Here is a 21,624-nt window from a genome sequence, read left to right as displayed (position 1 = left end):
ACATGGCGTCAAAACGTAACGTTGAAGACAGCATTCTCGACGCGGCCCGTGCCTGTGTCGTGGACTTCGGGGTGCGCCGCACCACGCTGACCGACGTCGCCCGCCGCGCCGGGGTCAGCCGGCCGACCGTCTACCGTCGCTGGCCCGACGTCACCGCGCTGGTGGCGGACCTGCTCACCCGGGAGCTGCGGCGGATCCTCCTGGAGGAGGAGATGGCCGCCGAGCACGACCTCGCCGAGGAGAGCGTCCGGGTCCGGCTGGTGCTGCACGCGGCCGGGGTGGCCCGGGCGATGCTGCGCCACCCGCTGTTCACCCGCATCGTCGACACCGAGCCCGAGCTCATGACCACCTACACGTTTCAGCGCCTGGGCACGAGCCACCGGGCCGCCCTGGAGATCCTCGAACCCGTGATCGCCCAGGGGCAGGCCGAGGGGTCGGTCCGCGCCGGGGACCCGGCGGTGCTGGCCCGCCTGGTCATGGTCACCGCGCAGAACACCGTGACCTCGCGCCACCTGTTCGCCGACCTCCTCGACGAGGAGGCGCTCGTCGACGAGCTGGCCACCCTCGTCGACGGCTACCTGGCGCCCTGACCCCCCGCGCACGCCGTTCCACATCCCCCGGAAAGGACCGCTCTCCCATGAGCAGCAGCACCTCCCTGAACGCCGCCCGCCGGTCCGCCGACCTCGCCGCCCTGGAGGCCGGGGCGGGGATCGACGTCCTCGTCGTCGGCGGCGGGGTGACCGGCGCGGGCGCCGCCCTGGACGCCGCCTCCCGGGGGCTGTCCACCGTGCTCGTCGAACGCCGGGACCTGGCCTTCGGCACCAGCCGGTGGAGCTCCAAGCTGGTCCACGGCGGCCTGCGCTACCTCGCCAAGGGGCGGGTCGGCATCGCCTACGAGAGCGCCCGCGAACGCGACCTCCTCATGCGGACCACCGCCCCCCACCTGGTGCGCCCGCTGCCCATGGTCGTCCCCGTCCACCGGGACCTGGGCGGGCTGCCCGGCGGGCTGCTGGCCCGGGCCGGGATGGGCATGGGCGACGTGCTGCGCCGCCTGGCCGGGACCCCCGCGTCGGTGCTGCCCCGCCCCCGCCTGCTGGACGCCGCCCGCACCCGCAGGCTCCTGCCCGGGGTGGAGGCCGAGGGATTGCTCGGCGGAGTCCTGACCTTCGACGGCCAGCTCGTCGACGACGCCCGCCTGGTGCTGGCCCTGGCCCGCACCGCCGCCGGGCTGGGCGCGCGGATCATCACGCGCTGCTCGGCCGAGACCGTCACGGCCGACGGCGCGGTACTGCGCGACGAGGAGACCGGCCGCCCGCTGCCGGTGCGCCCGCGCGCCGTCATCAACGCCACCGGGGTCCACGCCGACCTGCTCGACCCGGGCATCCGGCTCAGCCCCAGCCGGGGCAGCCACCTGGTGCTGGACGGCGCCGTCCTGGGGCACCCCAGGGTGGCGCTCACCGTCCCGGTGGAGGGGGCCCCGGGCCGGTTCGTCTTCGCCCTGCCCCAGCCCGACGGGCGGATCTTCCTGGGCCTGACCGACGAGGCCGTCGACGGTCCCGCCCCGCACGTGCCCGAGGTCCCCGAGGAGGACGTGGACTTCCTGCTGCGCCAGGCCAACCGTGCGCTGCGGACGCCGATCCGCCGGTCGGACGTCCTGGGGGCGTTCGCCGGGCTGCGCCCGCTGCTGCACGGCGACGCCGACAGCGCCGACCTGTCCCGCGAGCACTCGGTGACGGTCGCCCCCAACGGCGCGGTCACGGTGGTCGGCGGCAAGCTCACCACCTACCGGGCGATGGCGCAGGAGGCCGTGGACGCCGCGGTGTCCCGGCACCGGCTGCCCGCCGGCCCCTGCCGGACCCGGGCCCTGCCGCTGGTCGGCGCCGCCCCCCGGGAGGAGCTGGACGCCGTGGATGCGCCGCGCCGCCTGGTCGCCCGCTACGGGACCGAGGCGCCCGCGGTGCTGGCCGAGGCCGGGGGCGACCCCGCCCTGCTGGAGCCGGTCGCCGCCGGGATCACCGGGGCCGAACTGCGGTTCGGGGTGCGCCACGAGGGCGCGCTGGACGCGGACGACCTGCTGGAGCGGCGCACCCGGATCGCGCTGGTCGACGCCGACCGCGCGGCCGCGCGGCCGACGGCCGAGGAGGCGCTGGCGGCCGGGGTCTGAGGCCGGGGGAGCGGCCGGTCCGGCGGCGAGGGCGCCGGGCCGGCCGTGGCACCCTCCCGCGGGGCGGCGCGGGAGGGCGGCAGAGGAACGCGCCACACCGGCATCCCCTGTCCCACAGGGGCCGGATCGCGTATGGTCATACCGGTCCCGCGCCGCCCGTCCCCCGCGGTGCCGCCGGACGCTCCCGCAGCCGCCCCCTCTCACGGTTCGCCTGCCCACTGAGCCGCCCGCCCAAGGAGTCAGCCATGCCCTCACTCGTTTCCGTGCCCGCCCTGGCCGAGGCCGAGGACACCGTCCTGGCGGGGGTCCCGGACGAGTACCGGCACTACTTCAACGGCCGTCCGGTGCCCTTCGTCAAACGGCACTGGGAGTTCCCCGGCCGCGCCGCGAACATCCCGCTGGCGCGCGCCTTCCTGGACACCTGCGCGGCCGCCCGCGACAGCGACTTCCGCTACCTGTTCGCGCTCCTGGGCACGGAGCTGGCGACCAACGCGATCAAGCACAGCAGGTCGGGGGAGGAGGGCCAGACCTTCGTGCTGCGGGTGACGCGGACCCCCACCGGGCTGACCCTGGTCTGCCGCGACAACGGCACCCCGCACGACGGGCCGCTGGCCCCGGTGGCCCCCACCGCCGACCGGCTCACCGCCGAGAACGGCCGCGGCCTGGCACTGGTCGACAGCTTCGCCACCACCTGGGGCGACAACGGCCATCCCAGCATCCGCAAGGTCTGGTTCCACCTCGCCTACGACATGACCGGCAGCTCCTGGCCCGCCGCCTGACCCCGCCCGCGCACCCGGCCCCGGCCCCGACCGGGGTCTTGTCATGTCCGAGGGCGGCGTGGGAGCATACCGGCCAGTAGGTCGGATGTGACGCATCTCACCGGAAGGCGCGAATCCGGGTGTCCGTCCGGTGCTGCTCCGCACCGTCACCGAACGCGGTCCGCGACCCCCCGTCCACCGAGCCGCACCCCCGGCGGCCCGACCACGAGGAGCCGGCCCCCTTGGACTCCACCATCGCCACGATCGCGCTCCCCGCCGCGCTCGCCATCATCATGCTGGGCCTGGGACTGAGCCTGACCGTCCCCGACTTCACCCGGCTGGCCCGCGTCCCCGGCACCGTCGCCCTCATCCTGGGCTGCCAGATCGTCCTGCTGCCGCTGGTCTGCTTCGGCCTCGTGCTGCTCTTCAGCCCGCCGCCCGCCCTCGCGGTCGGCATGATGCTGCTGGCCGCCTCGCCCGGCGGCACCACCGCGAGCCTGTTCAGCCACCTGTTCCGCGGCAACGTCGCGCTCAACATCTCGCTGACCGCGCTCAACTCCCTCACCGCGCTGTTCACGCTGCCCCTCATCACCAACCTGTCGCTGGCCTACTTCATGAGCGGCGGCGACACCCTGGGCCTCCAGTTCGACAAGATCCTCCAGGTCTTCGCGATCATCCTCGTCCCCGTCGGCATCGGCATGCTCGTCCGTGCCAAGGCGGAGCCGGTCGCGCGGAGCCTGGAGAAGCCGGTCAAGATCGCCTCGGTGTTCGTGCTGCTGGGCGTCGTGGCGGTGGCCATCTACCAGGAGCGGGAGAACATCGCCGACTACATCGTCGCGGTGGGCCTGCTGGTGCTGCTGTTCAACATCGCCAGCCTCACCATCGGATACTGGGCCCCGCGCCTGGTCGGCACCGGCCGCCCCGAGTCCATCGCCTCCTGCATGGAGATCGGCCTGCACAACACCACGCTGTCCCTGGCCATCGCGCTCAGCCCGGCGCTGCTCGACAGCAGCGAGATCGCCGTCCCCTCAGCGGTCTACGGCGTGCTGATGTTCTTCACCGCCGCCGCCACCGGGGCCCTGCTCGCCCGGCGCGCCGCCCGCGAGGACGCCGCGGCGGAACAGGCGTCCGCCTGACCCGGACCGGGGGCGGCCCGGCCGCCCCCGGAAGGACCCTCAGTACCCGGTCGAGCCGTCGATGCGCTCGCGCAGCAGGTCGGCGTGCCCGTTGTGGCGGGCGTACTCCGCGATCAGCTTGACCAGGCCCACCCGCAGCTGGGTGGGGCCGCCCCGGTCGGCGTCGGCCCCCAGCGCGTCCAGCGGGGAGCCCGCCGTGATCCGCCGGGCGTGCGCGACCTCCTCCCGCCACCGGGCCAGCGCCTGTGCCGGGTCGCCCGCCAGGTCGTCGAAGTCCTGGTCGGGGTCGTCGTCGGAGTAGTACAGCAGCGGCAGGTCCTCGCCCGCGAAGCGGATCCGGAACCACCACCGCTCCACCCCCGCCAGATGGCGGAGCAGCCCGTGCAGGGACAGTGTGGAGGGCGGGACCGCCCGCAGCGACAGCTGCTCGGCGGTGAGCCCCGCGCACTTGGCCTCGAAGGTGGCGCGGTGCCAGTCCAGGTGGGCGGTGAGCACCTCCCTCTCGTCGCCGGCCGAGGGCAGGGGAGGGCGGTCGGCGGACATGGGCTGTGACAGGTTCTCCGGCGGGATGTGCTCCATGCCGCCAGCATCCCGCGGGACGGGGACACTCCGGCCCGCCGACGGCCGTTTCCGGGTGCACGCTGTAGTGTCCGGTGCGCTCCGCATGCCCCAGACTGTCGGGTGAACGACGGTGCGGGCGAAGGAGGACGGCGGATGGGCGCGACGTGGGCGGCGGTCGGGAGGGCGGCCGGATACCTGGTCGTGACACTGGGTGCGGCCCTGGTGTCACTGGTCATGCTGCCGCTGACCGCGGTCGCGGCGCTGACCGCCCCGATCGGGCGGCTGGGCCTGCTGCCCCTGTGGGTGCGGACGGTGGACGGGTGGGCCCGGTGGCACCGGACGCGCGCCGCCCTGCTGCTGGGCGCCCCCGTGCCGGAGGCGCCCGCACCGGAGACGCGCCCGCGCAGGCTCCTGCGGGCCCCCTCCACCCTGAGACTGGGCCGCTGGCTGCCGGTCGCCCCCCTGCTCGGGCTGCCCTTCGGCCTGCTGGGCCTGACCGCCGTACTGATGCCGCCCGCCTCGCTGCAGTTCCCGTTCTGGTGGGCCCTGCCCGGCGAGACGACGTTCCTGTGGCTGACGGTGAACGACCCGGTCACGGCCGCGTGCGCCACCGCGGGGCAGCTCGTCGGCGGGCTCGTCCTGCTGCGCTGGGCCCTGGTCCCCGCCGCCCGGGTCCACGCCCGGCTCACCCTGGCCCGGCTGACCCCGTCCCGCGCCGAGCTGCTCGCCGCTCGGGTCGACGAGCTGAGCCGCACCCGCGCCGACGTGGTCGACTCCCACGGGGCCGAGCTGCGCCGCATCGAGCGCGACCTGCACGACGGCACCCAGGCCCGCCTGGTGGCCATCGCCATGCAGCTGGGCGTGGCCAAGGAGGCGCTGGCCGGGCACCCCGAGGCCGTCGCGATCATCGAACGGGCCCACGAGGGCACCGAGGAGGCGATGACCGAGCTGCGCGAGCTGATCCGCGGCATCCACCCGCCGGTGCTGGCCGACCGCGGCCTGGTCGGGGCCCTGGACTCCCTGGCCGGGCGCACCTCCGTCCCGGTGCGCCTGGACACCGCCGACCCGGGACGCCTGCCGGCGGCCGTGGAGACCGCCGCCTACTTCGTGGTCACCGAGGCGGTGACCAACGCCGTCCGCCACGGCTCGCCGACCGCGGTCGACGTCTCCCTGTCCCGGGAGGGGGACGTGCTGCGCCTGCGGGTGGCCGACGACGGCCCCGGCGGGGTGGACGAGGAGCGCGGGACGGGCGTGCGGGGCATCCGCCACCGGGTGGCGGCCCTGGACGGGACCGTGCGGGTGTCGAGCCCGGCGGGCGGCCCGACGGTGGTCCGTGTGGAGCTGCCGTGCGGATCGTGATCGCCGAGGACAACGTGCTGCTGTCGGCCGGGCTGGAGGCCCTGCTGACCGCCAAGGGCTTCGAGGTGGCCGAGGTGGCGGGCGACGCCGGGGCCCTGACGGCCGCCGTGGACCGGCACCGGCCCGGGCTGGCCCTGGTGGACGTGCGCCTGCCGCCGGACTTCCGCGACGAGGGGCTGCGGGCGGCGATCGCCCTGCGGGAGCGCCACCGGGACCTGGCGGTGCTCGTGCTGTCGCAGTACGTGGAGCGCCGGTACGCGGGCGAACTGCTGGCCGACGGCCGCGGCGGGGTGGGGTACCTGCTCAAGGACCGGGTGGGCCGGGTCGGGGAGTTCGTGGACGCCCTGCACCGGGTGGCGGGCGGCGGCACCGTGATGGACCCGGAGGTGGTGGCCCAGCTGCTGGTCCGCCGCGACGGCGATCCGCTGGGGTCGCTCACCCGGCGCGAGCGCGAGGTGCTGGCGCTGATGGCCGAGGGCGCGGACAACCGGGAGATCGCCGAGCGGCTCGTGGTCGGGGACAACGCCGTGCACAAGCACATCGGCAATATCTTCGCCAAGCTCGGGCTGGCCCCCGCCGACCCCGGGCACCGGCGGGTCCGCGCCGTGCTCGCCTACCTCGACGGAGGGCGGCGGTGACCGCTTCCGGACTCCGTTGACCGGCTCCGGCCCGCGAGGGCGAAAGGAGGGGGAAGGCGGGGTATCTTCGGTCCTTTCAGTGGGAATCAGGACTGCATCCGAGTCGTCCCACGCGCCGGAAGGAGGGGTCGAGTGCCCTCCCGGAACCGCATACCCCTGACGCGCACCGTCGCCGGCGTCTACGTGCGCAGCATCCGATACACCTGCGGGGGCGGCCACTTCGCCGCGGCCTGGGCGGAGGCCGAGCCGCTGCCCGCCGGGGCCCCCGACGGCTTCGTGTTCGACGCCGCGGTGCCGCCGCGCGGCCCGCGCGGCGAGCGGATGCCCCCGGAGCTGGCCCGCGCCTTCGCCGAGGGCGCGCGGCAGGCCTGGACGCCCCTGGCCGCCGAGGAGGCCGAGGAGTACGGCCCCGACGAGGGACCGCCCCCGCTGGCCGCCCTGGTCCGGCTGGTCGACGCCCGCTGGCACGCGGAGGACTCCACCCCGAGGGCCTTCCGGGTGGCCGGCGCCATGGCCGCGCGCGAGATCTCCCGCTGCGCCGTGGAGGGCGGCCTCCCGCGCCCGGTGCTGCGCAGCCGCCGGGAGCCCTACCTCCCCTGGGAGCGCGGCCTGGTCGTGCCCGTCGGGGACTGACCGCCGGGCACACCGGGGGCGGGGGTGTGCGCCGGGGGCCGGGGCGTCACTCGGCCGGGGCGTCCTGCCCGTCGTCGTCCTCGTCGGCGGTGAGGGCGTCCACCGCCACCGCGACGCTGAGCGCCATCACCGGGTCGCCGCCGAGGTCGGAGCGGTGGGTGTTGACGTCCACCGCGTAGGTGTCGCGGATGCGCAGCAGCTTGCGGGAGATGTGCGCGATGGTGCCGTGCTCGTCGGAGACCACGTACTCCTTGCCCAGGAAGTCGCCGGTCACCTCCCACTCCGGGCCGCCCTCGATCTCCACCACGAGCTTCTCCTTGAGCGGGTCGAAGAGGCGCTCGCGCACGGTGGCCACGGTCTCGCCGTCGCGCTCGATGCGCATCTGGTCGCGCACCTTGAAGAGCTTGCGGCGGATGGTGGTGAGGACGTTGCCGTCGGTGTCCTCCAGGTGGAACGTGGTGCGGATGCGCAGGGCCTTGCCGTCGATGTGGTAGGCCTTCTCGCCGTCCTCCGTGGTCACCCAGAAGTCGTCGCCGATGTCGAAGAAACGTTCGCGTACCAGGAATTTCATGCCCCCAACCTAGAGGGCCGCGACGCGGCGCACCAGGGGCGGGGGCGGCCCTGTGGACGGCGGTCCCGGCGGGCCGCGGGTCAGCGGGCCGGGCGGGGCTCCAGCTCGCGCAGCGCGGCCACCAGGGGGGCCAGCTCGGGGGTGGCCCCGGCCTCGGCGAGCGCCTCGCGCAGCACCCGGTCGTGGGTGGGCCGGGCGTGCTCCAGCAGTCGCTTCCCGGCCGGGGTGAGCTCGGTGTAGATGCCCCGGCGGTCGTCCGCGCACAGCACGCGCGTGAGCAGCCCGCGGTCCTCCAGCCGGGTGACCAGCCGGGTGGTGGCGCTGTTGGAGAGGGCGGCGGCGCGGGCCAGCTGGCGCATCCGCATGTGCCAGCCGTCCTGCCGGTCGAGGGCGTCCAGGACGGTGTACTCGACCACGGAGAGCCCGTGCTCCCCCTGGAGGGCGCGCTCCAGGGCGTTCTCGATGAGGGAGTGCACGGCGGCGAGGGTCCGCCAGCCGTGGGCCCGGATCTCGACGGCGTCGTCGGCGATGCCCATGTGCAGCCTCCCGGTGTCAGAGGCCACAGGATACCAGCTTGCGCAGGTAGAGAGCGCGTGCAACTATTTTCGTTGCGCCTGCAACTAGTGCATGCGCAACGTTCCTTGTCTCCGAGTACCTCCGGGGAGCACTCCTCATGCCGCTCGCGCTCTACGCCCTCGCCCTCGGGGGCTTCGGCATCGGCCTCACCGAATTCGTCATCATGGGCCTGCTGCCCGAGGTCGGCGCCGACTTCGGCGTCACCCCCGCGGTCGCCGGGTACCTCATCTCCGGCTACGCCCTGGCCGTCGCGGTCGGCGGCGTCGGCCTGACGGCGCTGCTCCACCGGGTCGACCGCAAACGCGCCCTGCTGCTGCTCATGGTCCTGTTCATCGCGGGCAACGCCGTCTCCGCCCTGGCCGCCGACTACGGCGTCATGATGCTCGGCCGCGTCATCGCCGCCCTGTGCCACGGCGCGTTCTTCGGCATCGGCGCGGTGCTCGCCTCCCGCATCGTCCCGCCCGGCCGCGGGGCCGCCGCGATCTCGGTCATGTTCGCCGGGCTGACCACCGCGAACGTCCTGGGCGTCCCCTTCGGCACCTTCCTCGGCCAGGCCGCCGGGTGGCGCGCCACCTTCTGGGCCATCACCGCCATCGGCGTCGTCGCCTTCGTCGGCATCCTCGCCCTGGTGCCCGCCGTGCGCGAGGAGTCCGGCCCCGGCGGGCTGCGCTCGGAGTTCTCCGCCTTCCGCAGCCTCCAGGTGTGGCTGTCCCTCGCGGTCACCGTGCTCGGCTTCGGCGGCATGTTCGGCGGCTTCACCTACATCGCGTTCACGCTCACCGAGGTCAGCGGGTTCTCCTCCGGGGCGGTGCCCTGGCTGCTCGTGCTGTTCGGCGCCGGGCTGTTCGCCGGCAACCTGCTGGGCGGCCGGGCCGCCGACCGCGACCCGGGCCGCACCCTGGTCGGGCTGCTCGCCGCACTCACCGCGGTCCTCGCCGTGTTCGCGCTGGTCGCGCACGTCCCCTGGGCGGCCGTGGCCGCGCTGCTGCTCATGGGAGCCCTCGGGTTCGCCACCGTCCCCGGGCTCCAGTCGCGCGTCATGGGGTTCGCCTCGGCCGCGCCCACGCTCGCCTCGGGCGCCAACATCGCCGCGTTCAACGTCGGCAACGCGCTGGGCGCGTGGGCCGGAGGCCTGGGCCTGGCCGCCGGGTTCGGGTACACCTCCCCGCTGTGGACCGGAGCGCTCATCACCCTGGCCGGCCTCGCCGCCATGGTCGCCGCCACCCGGCTGCCCGGCGGAGAACACGCCCGCCCGTCGGCGGAGTCGGACACCGAACGTCACCGCGAGGGGGCACGATAGGACTGCACCCCGAACGGAAGGGCCCACATGAGCTGGCACACCCGCCCCATGGCCGCGCTGGACTTCGAGTCGACCGGACTCGACCTCGCCACCGACCGGATCGTCACCGCCGCCCTGTGGCGCATCGACCCGGCCGCAGGCACCAAGGAGAAGCTGTCCTGGCTGGCCGACCCGGGTGTGGAGATCCCCGAGGAGGCGACCGCCATCCACGGCATCACCACGGAGCACGCCCGCCAGAACGGGCGGCCCGCGGTGGAGGCGGTCACCGAGATCGCCGCCGCCCTGGAGAAGGTCGCCGCCGACGGGCTGCCGGTGGTCGTCTACAACGCGCCCTACGACCTCGGGCTGCTGTCCGCGGAGCTGGAGCGCCACGGCCTGTCCTCGGGGTTCCTCCGGGAGCTGCGGGTGATCGACCCCCTGGTGCTCGACAAGCACACCGACCCCTACCGGCGGGGCGGCCGCAAGCTCACCGACGTGTGCGCCCACCACGGGGTGCCCCTGGACGAGAGCCAGGCGCACGGGGCCGCCGCCGACGCGCTGGCCGCGGCGCGGCTGGCCTGGCGGCTGGGCGCGACCCACGAGGAGCTCGCGTCCCTGGACCTGGACGCCCTGCACGCCGCCCAGGCGGCCTGGAAGGCCGAGCAGGCCGCGTCCTTCCAGGCCTACCTGAGGCGCGGACGCGACCCGGAGGCGGTCATCGACGGGAGCTGGCCCCTGGCGGCGGGCTGACCGGCCGCGGGCCGGCCGGGGGACAGGCCGGGCGCGGGCCGGGGGCCGCCCCGCGGGCCACCGCCCCTACCGGTCGCCGCCGGACCGGAACCCCGGAAGGTGCGCGAACGCGTAGCGGATGTGCTCCTCCACCAGGTCCGCCGCCAGCTCGCCCCGACGCGCCTCGACGGCCTCCATGACCCCCCGGTGGTGGCCGCGCAGCACCTCCGACGTGGCCGGCCAGTCGGCGGCGCCCCGGAAGCCCTCCAGCACCCGCTGCTTCATCGACTCGCGGATGGCGATGGTCATGTCCGCGACCAGCCGGTTCCCGGCCGCCTCGGCGATCGCCACGTGGAAGCGGGTGTCGAACTCGTTGAACTCCTCACGGCCGAGCGCCGGGTCGTCCATGGCGTCCACCAGGGAGCGCATCAGCGCGAGGTCCTCGGCGGAGGCCTCCCGCGCGGCCAGCGCGGCACTGGTGCGTTCGAGCATCACCCGCGCCTCGATGACGTCGACCATCGGGAAGCTCGTCAGCGCCACGTGCAGCCGCAGCATCCGGGTGAGCGCGCCGCTGGTCATCGCGGTGACCACGGTGCCCGCCCCCTTGCCGGAGCCGACCGAGGAGCTGACCACCCCGTGCGCCTCCAGGGTCCGGATCGCCTCGCGCACGGCGGCACGGCTGACCTCCAGCCAGGAGGCGAGCTCGCGCTCGGGGGGCAGGTGGTCGCCGACCCGGAGAGCGCCGCTGACGATCTGCTCCTCGATGCGGTCGACCACGAGCTCGTAGGCCCGGCTGCGGGGGACCGGCCGCCAGGCCGGCTCCGCCCGGGGCGCATCGCCCGTACTCGCCTCGTTCACCCCGGCGGCCCTCCGCTTTCCCCTCGTCGCGTCGCGGTGCCGTCATCCTATGGGCCGGGCCCCCGCCGCGGCCCGCCGGGAGACCCCGCACCCGCGGTGCGGAGCACCCGGTACCCCGCCGTGCGACGCGCGGCGGGCCTCAGCCGGCGGCCCGCTCGACGACGCTCCGCACGGTCTCGACGGCGACCCCGGGCTGGTCGACGTGGATGTAGTGGCCGCTCTCGGACGCGGTGGTCAGCCGGCTCTGCTCGGAGAGCTCCAGCCACTTCTCCTGCCCCTCGGCCCACACGCGCTCCAGCTCGTCGCCGTACTCGGCGATCTCGCCGAGGTAGGGGACCCCGTGCCGGACCACCTCCACCGGGACGTCCCCGGCCGGGCGGACCAGCGGATCGGACTCGATCACGAGGTTCTCCGGGTTCTCCCCCTCGAACACCGCGATGTTCTGGGCGCGCACCTCGGCGCCCTCGCCGGTGGCGGACTCGGGGATCACGCCGGTGATGTCGTCGAGCATCGTCGGCGACGTGGCGTCCAACAGCACCAGGCCCCCGACCCGCTCCGGGTGGTCGGGGGCGTAGCGGGCGGCGATCAGCCCGCCCAGGGAGTGGCCGACCAGGACGGCCGGGGCGTCGGGGGAGACGTCGTCGAGGACGGCGGTCAGGGTCTCCCCGCTGTCGGCGATGGTCTGGGGGCCGCTCGGCGGGTCGCTCTCGCCCTCGCCGAAGCGGTCGTAGGAGCAGACCCGGTCGTCCTCGGCCAGGGTCCGTTGCAGGTCGGCCATGGTGTCCAGCCCGTCGCCCATCCCGGCCATCAGGACGATGACCGGCCGGCCGTCCGCCGGGGCGCCCGAGCAGGAGACGTGCACGGAGCCCCCGTCGACGGTGAGCGTCTTCGAGCCGGTGAACAGCTCCCCGTCGGTCATCACCTCGTCCGCGGCGGACTCCAGGTCCTCCCGCACCTCGCCCAGCCCCTCCTCCACGTCGGACGCCACCCCGCAGCCGGTGAGGCCGAGGCAGCACAGTGCGGTCAGGGCGGTGGCGCGGACGATACGGGACACGGTGGCCTCCGGGGAAGGGAACGGTACGGCGGACGGACAGCCGACACGCTACGGACCCGGCGGCCCGCCGGTCATCACCGCTCAGAGGGCACCTGCGCGTAGCTCGCACGGGGGACGCGGCCCGGGGCGTTGCGTCACAGCGCCACTACACTGCACCGGTGACCAGACTCCGGCACCCCCTCCTCCTGTGGCGGCGACTCGACGTCACCCTCCGGGACCTCCCCCTGGGCCTGCTGCTCCTGGCCGCCTCCCTCCTCCCGGCACTGCACCACCACGGAACCCAGGTCGGCGGCGTCCCGGACCGCCCCCTCGACGCCCTGGGCCTGGCCGTGGCCGCCCTCCAGTGCCTGCCCCTGGCCGGGCGGCGGCGGTGGCCCGCCCCGGCCCTGGCCCTGGTGGCGTGCGGTTTCGCCCTCGACCAGCTGGCCGGCTACCACCTGGTGGCGGGCACCGCGCTGCCCCTCGCGCTGATCAGCGCCGGCGCCCACCTCGACCGGTACCGGCGCACCACCCTGCTGGCGGGCACGGCGGCCTTCGCGGTGCTGGCGGTCGCCCTGACGCGGGTCGGGACGGGCGAGCCCCTCGCCGAGTGGGTGATGTTCTACGCGGCGCTGGCCCTCTCCTGGGGGATCGGGGCGTGGCTGCGCTCCACCCGCGCCGCCGAGGCCGAGCGCCGCCGCCGGGTCGCCGAGGACACCCGTGCCGCCGAGCGCGCCCGCATCGCCCGCGAACTCCACGACGTCGTGACCCACCACGTGACCGCGATGGTCGTGCAGACCGAGGCGGCCCGCCACCTGACCGCGGCGCCCGAAAGGCTCGACGGGGCCCTGGCCGCGGTCGCCGGCACCGGCCGGCAGGCCATCGGCGACCTGCGCCGCCTGCTCGACGTGATCGACCCCGGGCACACGGGACCCCCTTCCGGCGAGGGGCTGCTCCCCCTGGTGGAGCGGACCCGCCGGGCCGGGCAGCCGGTGGAGTTCACCGAGGAGGACGCGCCGGACGCCCCGCGCGGCGGCGCCGGCCTCGTCGCGCACCGCGTCGTCCAGGAGGCCCTGACCAACGCCCTCAAGCACGCGCACGGCAGCCGCACCACCGTCCGCGTCCGCCACCGCCCCGAGGAGATCACCGTGGACGTCGGCACCGACCGCGCCCGGTCCGCCCCCGCCGCACCCGGCGGCGGGCGCGGCCTGGCCGGTCTGCGCGAACGCGTGGAGGACCTGGGCGGCGACTTCGCCGCCGGGCCCCGCCGGGACGGGGGCTTCGCCGTCCACGCGCGCATCCCCGCGCCCGCACCGGCGGGCGGCCGGGAATGAGCGCGCCGATCCGGGTCCTGGTCTGCGACGACCAGGTGCTGATCCGCACCGGGCTGGCCACGATCGTCGACGCCCAGCCCGACCTGGAGGTCGTCGGCGAGTGCGCGGACGGCGCGACCGCGGTCGACCTCGCCGGACGGCTGCGCCCCGACGTCGTGGTGATGGACGTGCGCATGCCCGTGCTCGACGGCATCGAGGCCACCCGCCGACTGGCCGGCGCCGGGGTGGAGCACCCCGTCAGGGTCCTCGTGGTCACGACGTTCAACCTCGACGAGTACGTCTACGAGGCGCTGCGCGCGGGCGCCAGCGGCTTCCTGCTCAAGGACGCGCCGCCGGAGCGGCTGCTGCACGGGATCCGGACGGTGGCCTCCGGTGCGGCCCTGCTGGACCCCGACGTCACCCGCCGCCTGGTGGGCGAGTACGCCGAGCGCATCAGGCCCTCCCGCACCGACCCGGCCGACTCCCCGCTGACGCCCCGCGAGCTGGAGGTCCTGCACCTGCTCGCGGAGGGCCTGTCCAACGGCGAGATCGCCGCCGCGCTGTTCATCAGCCAGGAGACCGTGAAGACGTTCGTCTCGCGCATCCTGGCCAAACTCGGCCTGCGCGACCGCGTCCAGGCCGTGGTCTACGCCTACCGCCACGGCCTGGTGTCGTGAGACCCGGCACCGTGGAAGGACCCGGTGCCGTGGAACACGAAAGGCGTCCCGAAGGACGCCTTCTCGCCTGGTCAGCGGGGTGAACCCGCTGGTCCGTCTTGTGTGCCCCCTGCAGGATTCGAACCTGCGCACACGGCTCCGGAGGCCGTTGCTCTATCCCCTGAGCTAAGGGGGCTGGCTTGCGTGAACAACTGTAGCAGGGGCTCCGCGCGCTTCGTCCACCCGTTTGCCGCGCGCGGCGGATCCCCCCGTTCCGGTGGTGCGGCCCGCCCCCGCGGCGGTAGTGTCGCGCCGTGAACGCCTTGCCCGCACGGGTTCTCGTCGTCGAGGACGACGACGTGATCCGGGAACTGATCCGCCTCAACCTCGAACTGGAGGGGTTCGAGGTGTTCACCGCCGTGGACGGGCAGGACTGCCTCGACCGGATCGGGTACATCGACCCGCACGTGGTCACCCTCGACGTGATGATGCCCCGGCTGGACGGCTGGACGACCGCGGAGCGGTTGCGCGCCGGTGAACGGACACGGACGCTGCCCATCGTGCTGGTCACCGCGCGCACCCAGGAGGAGGACGTGCGGCGGGGCGAGCGGATCGGCGTGGACGCCTACGTCACCAAGCCGTTCGACCCCGACGCGCTGATCGACGTCGTACGCGGCCTGCTCGGGGGGCGCGGGTGACCCCGGCCGACCTGGAGGCGGTCGTGAGGTCCGCCGCCGCCGACGCCTTCGACCTGCCCGCCGAGCGGATCCCGTTCGTGTGGCCGCGCGGCGACCAGGCCGCCGACGGCGCCGACGCCGCGACCGCCCTGGCACCGCGCCTGGTGGGCCTGGTGGGCGACCGCCTGCCCCCCGGGGCCGGGCGGCCGCACCTGCGGGTGGCCGGGCGCATCGCCGCCCGGATGGCCGACCTGCGCGACCGGGGCCGCCTGTCCTACGCCCGGCTGCACGCCGACGACCGGGGCTTCCTGAACGTCACCCTGGGCGCGCGCCAGCGCGACGACCTGCTGGGCGCGGCCGCGGACGGCCCCCGCTTCCTCACCGGCCGCGGGTGGGACGGGGCGGGGGAGTGGCCCCGCACCGCCCTGCACGGTGCCGGGCCGGTGGCCCAGGCCCGCCGGTGGGCGCGGGCGGACGCGCGCTCCCGCATCGCCCTGGCCACGGGCGACGCTCCCCCCGCGGTGCCGGAGGCGGGGGAGGTGTCCTGGCGGGACCCCTACCTGGACGGCGACCGGGCCGGGCTGTTCACCCCCGCGGCCCGGGCGCTGGGCGCGGTCGGCGAGGACAGCGCCCGCATCGCGTTCTGCCGGTCCATCCCCGAGCGCCCGCGCGAGACGGAGACGACCGGCCGCGACCTCCCGGTGCTGCCGTCGGCGGAGTACCCGGGCGCGTGGGCCCGCCTGACCGACGCCAACCCGGCCTTCCGGCTGCGCTACGCCCACGCGCACGCGGTCTCCCGGAAACGGTGGGTGGCCGAGGGGGCGCCCCGGCACGCGGCCTGCGAGCGGCACACCGCCCCGGTGCGCCGCGCCCTGGTGGACGGCCCCAGCGCGCTGGCCGGGGCGGCCCGCCGAGAGGAACCCCATATCCTGGTCCGATACCTGGAAACCCTGGCCGGTGCCTACGATGAATGGCGGACCTGTCCCTCCGCCGCGACCGCGCAGGCGGGGTACACCACCGCCGACCCGGCGCTGCCGTCCGCCGTCGCCGGGATTCTCCGCACCGGGCTGTTCCTGCTCGGGGTGTCCGCGCCCACAAGGCTGTGACCCCGCCGCGCCCGGTGGGCCGCACCCGACGCCCGCGTTCCGATCGGAGAAGTGGACAATGGGGGAGGGGTGCCGTCCCTCCCGTCACGCCGTTCCAGCCGAAAGCCCGTTATGAGCCGCTACGCCCACCCCGCCGGATCCCGTCACGCGGAGATCCTCCCCGAGGACAACCCGCCGCTGCCGCCCGAGGACCTCAACGCCCTCGACCCCCGGGTGTGGCCCGCCACCGCACGCCGTGAGGACGGCGCCCTGGTCGTGGGCGGCGTCGATGTCCGCGAGCTGGCGGACACCTACCAGACGCCCCTCTTCGTCATGGACGAGGAGGACTTCCGGGCGCGCGCCCGCGACTACGCCACGGCGTTCGCCGGGTCCGACGTCTACTACGCGGGCAAGGCCCTGCTGACCAAGGCGGTCGCCCGCTGGGTGATCGAGGAGGGCCTCAAGCTCGACGTCTGCTCGGGCGGCGAGCTGGCGGTCGCCCTGGCCGCCGGGGTGCCCGCCGACCGCATCGGCATGCACGGCAACAACAAGTCGGAGCGCGAGCTGCACCGGGCGGTCGAGGCCGGCGTCGGCCGGATCATCATCGACTCGCTGGACGAGATCGAGCGCCTGGAGCGCGTCGCCGCCGGGCTGGACCGCACCCCGAAGGTCCTGATCCGCGTCACCACCGGTGTCGAGGCCCACACCCACGAGTTCGTGGCCACCGCCCACGACGACCAGAAGTTCGGCTTCGCGCTGAGCACGGGCGCGGCCGCCGAGGCGGTCCGCCGGGTGCTGGACGCGCCGCACCTGGACCTGGTGGGCCTGCACTCGCACATCGGCTCCCAGATCTTCGACACCTCCGGCTTCGAGGTGGCCGCCCGCCGCGTCACCCGTTTCCTCGCCGGGATCCACACCGACCTGGGCGTCACCCTGGCCGAGCTGGACCTGGGCGGCGGCCTGGGCATCGCCTACACCTCCGACGACACCCCGCTGGACCCCAAGACCATCGCCGACGGCCTGACGTCGATCGTGCGCCGCGAGTGCGAGGAGGCCGGGCTGCCGGTGCCGCGCCTGGCCGTGGAGCCGGGCCGCGCCATCGCGGGCCCGCCCGGGGTCACCGTCTACGAGGTCGGCACGGTCAAGGACGTCGAGGGCATCCGCACCTACGTCAGCGTCGACGGCGGCATGAGCGACAACATCCGCACCGCCCTGTACGGCGCCGAGTACACCGGCCGCCTCGTCTCGCGCGAGAGCGCCGCCGGGCCGATGCTGTCCCGCCTGGTGGGCAAGCACTGCGAGAGCGGCGACATCATCGTGCACGACCTGTACCTGCCGGCCGACCTGCGCCCGGGCGACCTCGTCGCGGTCGCGGCCACCGGCGCGTACTGCCTCTCCATGGCGAGCAACTACAACCACCTGCCGCGGCCCGCGATGGTCGCGGTCCGGGACGGTGCCGCCCGCGTGATCGTGCGCAGGGAGACCGAGGAGGACCTCCTCCGCCTGGACGTCGGCTGACCGGTCCGCGCGGCGACGGTCAGAGGATCACGAGAGAACTGGGAGTCACGCCCAAATGGCGATGAAGGTGGCGCTGCTCGGATGCGGCGTTGTGGGTTCGCAAGTCGTTCGCCTGATCGAGGAGCAGTCCGAGGAGCTGGCCGCACGGATCGGCACGCCCATCGAGGTCGGCGGGATCGCGGTGCGGCGCATCGACCGCGCCCGCGGCGTCTCCCCCGAGCTGCTGACCACCGACGCCGTGGCCCTGGCCACCCGGCCCGACATCGACGTCGTGGTGGAGGTCATCGGCGGGATCGAGCCGGCGCGCTCGCTGATCCTGGCGGCGATCGGGGCGGGCAAGTCCGTGGTCACCGCCAACAAGGCGCTGCTGGCCGAGGACGGCCAGACCCTGCACGCGGCAGCCCGCGAGGCCGGGGTGGACCTGTACTACGAGGCGTCGGTGGCGGGCGCCATCCCGCTGCTGCGCCCGCTGCGCGACTCGCTGGCCGGCGACCGCGTCAACCGGGTGCTGGGCATCGTCAACGGCACCACCAACTACATCCTGGACCGGATGGACTCCCTGGGCGCCGGGTTCACCGAGTCCCTGGAGGAGGCCCAGGCCCTGGGGTACGCCGAGGCCGACCCGACGGCCGACGTGGAGGGCTTCGACGCCGCCGCCAAGGCCGCGATCCTGGCGCGGCTGGCCTTCCACACCCAGCGGGTGACCGCCGCCGACGTGCACCGCGAGGGCATCACGGGGGTGACGGCCGCCGACATCGCCAGCGCCAGGGCGATGGGCTGCGTGGTCAAACTCCTGGCGATCTGCCAGCGCTCGGAGGACGACAAGTCGGTGGGCGTGCGCGTCCACCCGGTGATGCTGCCGGTCGACCACCCGCTGGCCGGCGTCAAGGAGGCCTACAACGCGGTGTTCGTGGAGGCCGAGTCGGCGGGCCGGCTGATGTTCTACGGCGCCGGCGCGGGCGGCACCCCCACGGCCAGCGCGGTGCTGGGCGACGTGGTGGCGGTGGCGCGCAACCGCCGGGCGGGGACCTCGGTCGCCGAGGGCGGCCACGACACCGGCCTGGGCGTCCACGACATGGGCGACACCATCACCAGCTACCACGTGGCACTGGACGTGGCCGACCGCCCGGGCGTGCTGTCCAAGGTCGCCGAGATCTTCGCCCGCCACCAGGTGTCGATCAAGAACGTGCGCCAGGAGGGCCGCGGCGACGACGCCCAGCTGGTGCTGGTCAGCCACCCCGCGCCGGACGCCGCGCTCAGCCGCACGGTCGAGGACCTGCGCGTCCACGACATGGTCCGCGAGGTCGCCAGCGTGATGCGCGTGGAGACCTTCGCGGACTGACCGCCGCCGGGGCGGGCGCGGCACCCGCGCCGCCCCCGGCCCCGGCCCGCCGACGGCCGTCTCGGAATGCGGACAAGGGCGACCGCGATTCGAGATGATCCCGGCCTGGCCGTAGACTCGTACCAGGTGGGGGCAGCGTCCCGGGTCCGCTACGGGGCCACAGCGCCCCGCCGCTTCTCCATCTTCTCCATGCGTATCGAGCGGGATCCGCATCCACCCGAAAGGGACACTGTCGTGAGCAAGGCACGGGCGTGGCGAGGCATCGTCGAGGAGTACCGCGACCGCCTCCCCGTCAACGAGAGCACCCCCGTCGTCACCCTCCAGGAGGGCGGCACGCCCCTGCTGCCCGCCACGCGCGTATCCCAGCTCACCGGATGCGAGGTCTTCCTCAAGGTGGAGGGCCTCAACCCCACCGGCTCCTTCAAGGACCGGGGCATGACGATGGCCATCACCAAGGCCGCCGAGGACGGCGCCAAGGCCGTCATCTGCGCCTCCACGGGCAACACCAGCGCCAGCGCCGCCGCCTACGCGATCCGCGCCGGGATGACCTGCGCCGTCCTGGTGCCCCAGGGCAAGATCGCCATGGGCAAGCTCGCCCAGGCCCTTGTGCACGGCGCCCGCCTGCTCCAGGTCGACGGCAACTTCGACGACTGCCTGGAGCTCGCCCGCAAGCTCAGCGTCGACTACCCGGTCGCCCTGGTGAACTCGGTCAACCCCTACCGCCTCCAGGGCCAGAAGACCGCCGCCTTCGAGATCGTCGACGCCCTGGGCGACGCCCCGGACGTCCACTGCATCCCCGTCGGCAACGCCGGGAACATCTCCGCCTACTGGATGGGCTACACCGAGTACAGCCGGGACGGGATCTCCACCCGCAACCCGCGCATGTTCGGCTTCCAGGCCAGCGGCGCCGCCCCGATCGTCAACGGCGCCCCGGTCACCAGCCCGAGCACCATCGCCACCGCGATCCGCATCGGCAACCCGGCCTCCTGGAGCCTGGCCGAGCAGGCGCGCGACGACTCCGGCGGGATCATCGACAAGGTCACCGACCGCCAGATCATGGCCGCGTACCGGCTGCTGGCCGCCGAGGAGGGCGTGTTCGTCGAACTCGCCTCCGCGGCCTCCGTCGCCGGCCTGCTCCAGGCCGTCGAGGCCGGGCTGGTCGAGCGCGGCAGCCGGATCGTCTGCACCGTCACCGGCAACGGCCTCAAGGACCCCGACTGGGCCCTGGCCGGGGCCTCCTCGGCCACCACCGTGCCGGTCGACGCCCTGGCCGCGGCCCGGGCCCTGGACCTGGCCTGAGCGCCCTCCGGCGGGGGCGTCCGCACGCCCCCGCCGGAGCGGGACCGCCGTGAACACGCACGACCGGAAGACCCCACCGAAAGACCCCGCCATGACCCCACCGCGCCCCGACCGGGTGTCCGTCCGCGCCCCGGCCACCAGCGCCAACCTGGGGCCGGGCTTCGACGCCCTGGGCCTCGCGCTGTCCCTGTTCAACGACTTCGAGGTCGTGCTGCGCGACGACGGCGAACTCCGGGTGGAGGTGAGCGGCGAGGGCGCCGGAGAGGTCCCCGCGGACCACCGCCACCTCGTCGTCCGCTCCATGGCCGAGGCCTTCGACCGCGCCGGGGAGAAGCTGCCCGGCCTCACGCTGACCTGCGTCAACCGCATCCCGCACGCGCGCGGCCTGGGGTCGTCGTCCTCCGCGATCGTCGGCGGCGTCGCCGCGGCCGCGGCCCTGCTGGGGCGCACCGGCCCCGACGGCGGCCCGGACCGCGACTGGATCTACCAGATCGCCGCCGACCTGGAGGGCCACCCCGACAACGTCGCCCCGTGCGTCTTCGGCGGCTACACCGTCGCCTACCGCGAGGCCGACCGCTGGGGCGCCGTCTCCCTGGCCCCGGACCCGCGCCTGCTCCCGGTGCTGTGCGTCCCGGAGTGGCGGCTGTCCACCGAACGCGCCCGCGGGCTCCTGCCCGAGAGCGTCCCGCACGCCGACGCGGCCTTCAACGCGGGCCGTGCCGCGCTGATGACCGCGGCCGTTTGTGGCCATCCCGAAACCCTGTACGCGGCCACCCGGGATCGGCTACACGAGGAGTACCGGGCGCCCGCCATGCCGCGCACCCTCGACCTCGTACGCGCCCTGCGTGACCAGTGGGAACTCCCCGCGGTGGTCTCCGGGGCGGGACCCACGGTCCTGGTGCTGTGCTCCGTGGCGGAGGGGGAGGCGGAGGCCGGTTCGCCGGAAATCGCCGAGGCGCTTGATTCAATCCGTCGTAGTGCGGGTAATGATTGGGACATACGCCCCCTGCCGGTCGAGCAGGCGGGGGTGCGGTCCCCATCTCCCCATCCGTAGCACCATGTGTCGAGGAATAGCCGTGGCCTCTGGTGATGTTAGGCTAGGTGAAGCACCAGATGCCCCGTTGCGGGGCGAGTGCTCATCCGCCACAGCGGCCTCCGCATCCCATACTCCGGTGGTCCGGTCCCACGACCGTCCGGAAGCGGTGGTCGGTGTGTCGATTCCGCGGATTCTCCGCGAACGTGTCGACATCCCCGCTGCAAGCTCCTCCTCCCCGGATGAGCGTTCCGCCGCGGTCGATCGGCAGTACCACCGAGCCACCCGCCCCGACGTCTGGCTGTACCCAGAGCCCGCCGCGATCGGGTAGGGGACCGTCTTCTCGCCGGTTTCCGACATCCACGTGGGGCACGCCCTACCCGGCCCAGCCGGTTCGCACCACCGG

Annotated in this window: 22 protein-coding genes and 1 tRNA gene; 17 read left to right on the top strand and 6 right to left on the bottom strand. The window is 74.7% G+C overall.

Annotated features, from left to right (window positions below):
* The first annotated feature begins 2 nt into the window (after positions 1–2).
* The 4 genes from K1J57_RS03365 (at position 3) to K1J57_RS03350 (ending at position 4,058) form a co-directional block, all read left to right on the top strand.
* On the top strand, positions 3–590 hold the full coding sequence (locus K1J57_RS03365) for a TetR/AcrR family transcriptional regulator (protein ID WP_220563019.1): 588 nt from the start codon (positions 3–5) through the stop codon (positions 588–590).
* A 47-nt stretch (positions 591–637) separates the two neighbouring features.
* A complete protein-coding gene (locus K1J57_RS03360) occupies positions 638–2,164 on the top strand; it encodes a glycerol-3-phosphate dehydrogenase/oxidase (protein WP_220563018.1) in 1,527 nt (508 codons plus the stop codon).
* Positions 2,165–2,409: 245 nt separating this feature from the next.
* A complete protein-coding gene (locus K1J57_RS03355) occupies positions 2,410–2,943 on the top strand; it encodes an ATP-binding protein (protein WP_220563017.1) in 534 nt (177 codons plus the stop codon).
* Between the two features lie 221 nt (positions 2,944–3,164).
* A complete protein-coding gene (locus tag K1J57_RS03350) occupies positions 3,165–4,058 on the top strand; it encodes a bile acid:sodium symporter family protein (RefSeq protein ID WP_220563016.1) in 894 nt (297 codons plus the stop codon).
* 39 nt (positions 4,059–4,097) lie between these two features.
* On the opposite strand, the gene K1J57_RS03345 is transcribed toward K1J57_RS03350, so the two are convergent.
* On the bottom strand, positions 4,098–4,637 hold the full coding sequence (locus K1J57_RS03345) for a DinB family protein (protein WP_220563015.1): 540 nt from the start codon (positions 4,635–4,637) through the stop codon (positions 4,098–4,100).
* Between the two features lie 135 nt (positions 4,638–4,772).
* Between K1J57_RS03345 and K1J57_RS03340 the strand changes: the two genes are divergently transcribed.
* The 3 genes from K1J57_RS03340 (at position 4,773) to K1J57_RS03330 (ending at position 7,249) form a co-directional block, all read left to right on the top strand.
* A complete protein-coding gene (locus K1J57_RS03340; protein ID WP_220563014.1) occupies positions 4,773–5,978 on the top strand; it encodes a sensor histidine kinase in 1,206 nt (401 codons plus the stop codon).
* Positions 5,966–6,616, top strand: coding sequence for a response regulator transcription factor (locus K1J57_RS03335; protein ID WP_220563013.1), 651 nt, complete (start codon positions 5,966–5,968; stop codon positions 6,614–6,616). The genes K1J57_RS03340 and K1J57_RS03335 overlap by 13 nt, the downstream gene beginning before the upstream one ends.
* Before the next feature lie 132 nt (positions 6,617–6,748).
* A complete protein-coding gene (locus K1J57_RS03330; protein WP_220563012.1) occupies positions 6,749–7,249 on the top strand; it encodes a hypothetical protein in 501 nt (166 codons plus the stop codon).
* A 46-nt stretch (positions 7,250–7,295) separates the two neighbouring features.
* On the opposite strand, the gene K1J57_RS03325 is transcribed toward K1J57_RS03330, so the two are convergent.
* Positions 7,296–7,820, bottom strand: coding sequence for an LURP-one-related/scramblase family protein (locus K1J57_RS03325; protein ID WP_220563011.1), 525 nt, complete (start codon positions 7,818–7,820; stop codon positions 7,296–7,298).
* Between the two features lie 80 nt (positions 7,821–7,900).
* Entirely contained in the window at positions 7,901–8,356 is a 456-nt protein-coding gene (locus tag K1J57_RS03320) for a MarR family winged helix-turn-helix transcriptional regulator (protein ID WP_220565323.1), read from the bottom strand.
* Positions 8,357–8,493: 137 nt separating this feature from the next.
* On the opposite strand from K1J57_RS03320, the gene K1J57_RS03315 reads away from it, so the two are divergent.
* Both K1J57_RS03315 and K1J57_RS03310 read left to right on the top strand, forming a co-directional pair.
* Positions 8,494–9,696 carry an MFS transporter gene (locus tag K1J57_RS03315; RefSeq protein ID WP_220563010.1) on the top strand — a complete coding sequence of 401 codons (1,203 nt, stop codon included), beginning with the start codon at positions 8,494–8,496 and terminating at the stop codon, positions 9,694–9,696.
* A gap of 27 nt (positions 9,697–9,723) precedes the next feature.
* Positions 9,724–10,425 (top strand): exonuclease domain-containing protein, encoded by a 702-nt coding sequence (locus K1J57_RS03310; protein ID WP_220563009.1) that lies wholly within the window; start codon positions 9,724–9,726, stop codon positions 10,423–10,425.
* 66 nt (positions 10,426–10,491) lie between these two features.
* On the opposite strand, the gene K1J57_RS03305 is transcribed toward K1J57_RS03310, so the two are convergent.
* Both K1J57_RS03305 and K1J57_RS03300 read right to left on the bottom strand, forming a co-directional pair.
* Complete coding sequence (locus K1J57_RS03305; protein WP_220563008.1) at positions 10,492–11,262, bottom strand: FadR/GntR family transcriptional regulator; 771 nt, start codon at positions 11,260–11,262, stop codon at positions 10,492–10,494.
* A gap of 139 nt (positions 11,263–11,401) precedes the next feature.
* Complete coding sequence (locus K1J57_RS03300) at positions 11,402–12,316, bottom strand: alpha/beta fold hydrolase (RefSeq protein WP_220563007.1); 915 nt, start codon at positions 12,314–12,316, stop codon at positions 11,402–11,404.
* A gap of 158 nt (positions 12,317–12,474) precedes the next feature.
* Here K1J57_RS03300 and K1J57_RS03295 point away from each other — a divergent pair, with 158 nt between their 5' ends.
* Together K1J57_RS03295 and K1J57_RS03290 are read left to right on the top strand one after the other, a co-directional pair.
* Positions 12,475–13,629, top strand: a complete 1,155-nt coding sequence (locus tag K1J57_RS03295; RefSeq protein WP_220563006.1) for a sensor histidine kinase — start codon at positions 12,475–12,477, stop codon at positions 13,627–13,629.
* Positions 13,626–14,285: a response regulator transcription factor gene (locus tag K1J57_RS03290; RefSeq protein ID WP_220563005.1), complete on the top strand. Its 660-nt coding sequence runs from the start codon at positions 13,626–13,628 to the stop codon at positions 14,283–14,285. The genes K1J57_RS03295 and K1J57_RS03290 overlap by 4 nt, the downstream gene beginning before the upstream one ends.
* A gap of 103 nt (positions 14,286–14,388) precedes the next feature.
* On the opposite strand, the gene K1J57_RS03285 is transcribed toward K1J57_RS03290, so the two are convergent.
* Positions 14,389–14,460, bottom strand: a tRNA-Arg gene (locus tag K1J57_RS03285).
* 118 nt (positions 14,461–14,578) lie between these two features.
* Here K1J57_RS03285 and K1J57_RS03280 point away from each other — a divergent pair.
* From K1J57_RS03280 to thrB, 6 genes are all read left to right on the top strand, one after another.
* Positions 14,579–14,962, top strand: coding sequence for a response regulator (locus K1J57_RS03280; RefSeq protein ID WP_220563004.1), 384 nt, complete (start codon positions 14,579–14,581; stop codon positions 14,960–14,962).
* Complete coding sequence (locus K1J57_RS03275; protein ID WP_220563003.1) at positions 14,959–16,047, top strand: DALR anticodon-binding domain-containing protein; 1,089 nt, start codon at positions 14,959–14,961, stop codon at positions 16,045–16,047. Before K1J57_RS03280 ends, K1J57_RS03275 begins: the two co-directional genes overlap by 4 nt.
* A 111-nt stretch (positions 16,048–16,158) precedes the next feature.
* Positions 16,159–17,544, top strand: coding sequence for a diaminopimelate decarboxylase (gene lysA, locus K1J57_RS03270; RefSeq protein WP_220563002.1), 1,386 nt, complete (start codon positions 16,159–16,161; stop codon positions 17,542–17,544).
* A gap of 55 nt (positions 17,545–17,599) precedes the next feature.
* Positions 17,600–18,886, top strand: coding sequence for a homoserine dehydrogenase (locus K1J57_RS03265; protein ID WP_220563001.1), 1,287 nt, complete (start codon positions 17,600–17,602; stop codon positions 18,884–18,886).
* 234 nt (positions 18,887–19,120) lie between these two features.
* Entirely contained in the window at positions 19,121–20,185 is a 1,065-nt protein-coding gene (gene thrC / locus K1J57_RS03260) for a threonine synthase (RefSeq protein ID WP_220563000.1), read from the top strand.
* A gap of 91 nt (positions 20,186–20,276) precedes the next feature.
* Positions 20,277–21,239 (top strand): homoserine kinase, encoded by a 963-nt coding sequence (thrB, locus tag K1J57_RS03255; RefSeq protein WP_220562999.1) that lies wholly within the window; start codon positions 20,277–20,279, stop codon positions 21,237–21,239.
* The last annotated feature ends 385 nt before the right edge of the window (positions 21,240–21,624 follow it).

It is taken from the genome of Nocardiopsis sp. MT53, assembly GCF_019598965.1.
Classification (GTDB): domain Bacteria; phylum Actinomycetota; class Actinomycetes; order Streptosporangiales; family Streptosporangiaceae; genus Nocardiopsis; species Nocardiopsis changdeensis.
Note: the sequence above shows the minus strand (reverse complement) of the source record. Positions and strands in the feature narration are given on the sequence as shown.

Excerpts from the sequence above, each read along its gene's own strand:
- K1J57_RS03365 (WP_220563019.1), top strand. The coding sequence starts at position 3 with ATGGCGTCAAAACGTAACGTTGAAGACAGCATTCTCGACGCGGCCCGT.
- K1J57_RS03360 (WP_220563018.1), top strand. The coding sequence starts at position 638 with ATGAGCAGCAGCACCTCCCTGAACGCCGCCCGCCGGTCCGCCGACCTC.
- K1J57_RS03355 (WP_220563017.1), top strand. The coding sequence starts at position 2,410 with ATGCCCTCACTCGTTTCCGTGCCCGCCCTGGCCGAGGCCGAGGACACC.
- K1J57_RS03345 (WP_220563015.1), bottom strand. The coding sequence starts at position 4,637 with ATGGAGCACATCCCGCCGGAGAACCTGTCACAGCCCATGTCCGCCGAC.
- K1J57_RS03340 (WP_220563014.1), top strand. The coding sequence starts at position 4,773 with ATGGGCGCGACGTGGGCGGCGGTCGGGAGGGCGGCCGGATACCTGGTC.
- K1J57_RS03325 (WP_220563011.1), bottom strand. The coding sequence starts at position 7,820 with ATGAAATTCCTGGTACGCGAACGTTTCTTCGACATCGGCGACGACTTC.
- K1J57_RS03320 (WP_220565323.1), bottom strand. The coding sequence starts at position 8,356 with ATGGGCATCGCCGACGACGCCGTCGAGATCCGGGCCCACGGCTGGCGG.
- K1J57_RS03315 (WP_220563010.1), top strand. The coding sequence starts at position 8,494 with ATGCCGCTCGCGCTCTACGCCCTCGCCCTCGGGGGCTTCGGCATCGGC.
- K1J57_RS03310 (WP_220563009.1), top strand. The coding sequence starts at position 9,724 with ATGAGCTGGCACACCCGCCCCATGGCCGCGCTGGACTTCGAGTCGACC.
- K1J57_RS03290 (WP_220563005.1), top strand. The coding sequence starts at position 13,626 with ATGAGCGCGCCGATCCGGGTCCTGGTCTGCGACGACCAGGTGCTGATC.
- lysA (WP_220563002.1), top strand. The coding sequence starts at position 16,159 with ATGAGCCGCTACGCCCACCCCGCCGGATCCCGTCACGCGGAGATCCTC.
- K1J57_RS03265 (WP_220563001.1), top strand. The coding sequence starts at position 17,600 with ATGGCGATGAAGGTGGCGCTGCTCGGATGCGGCGTTGTGGGTTCGCAA.
- thrB (WP_220562999.1), top strand. The coding sequence starts at position 20,277 with ATGACCCCACCGCGCCCCGACCGGGTGTCCGTCCGCGCCCCGGCCACC.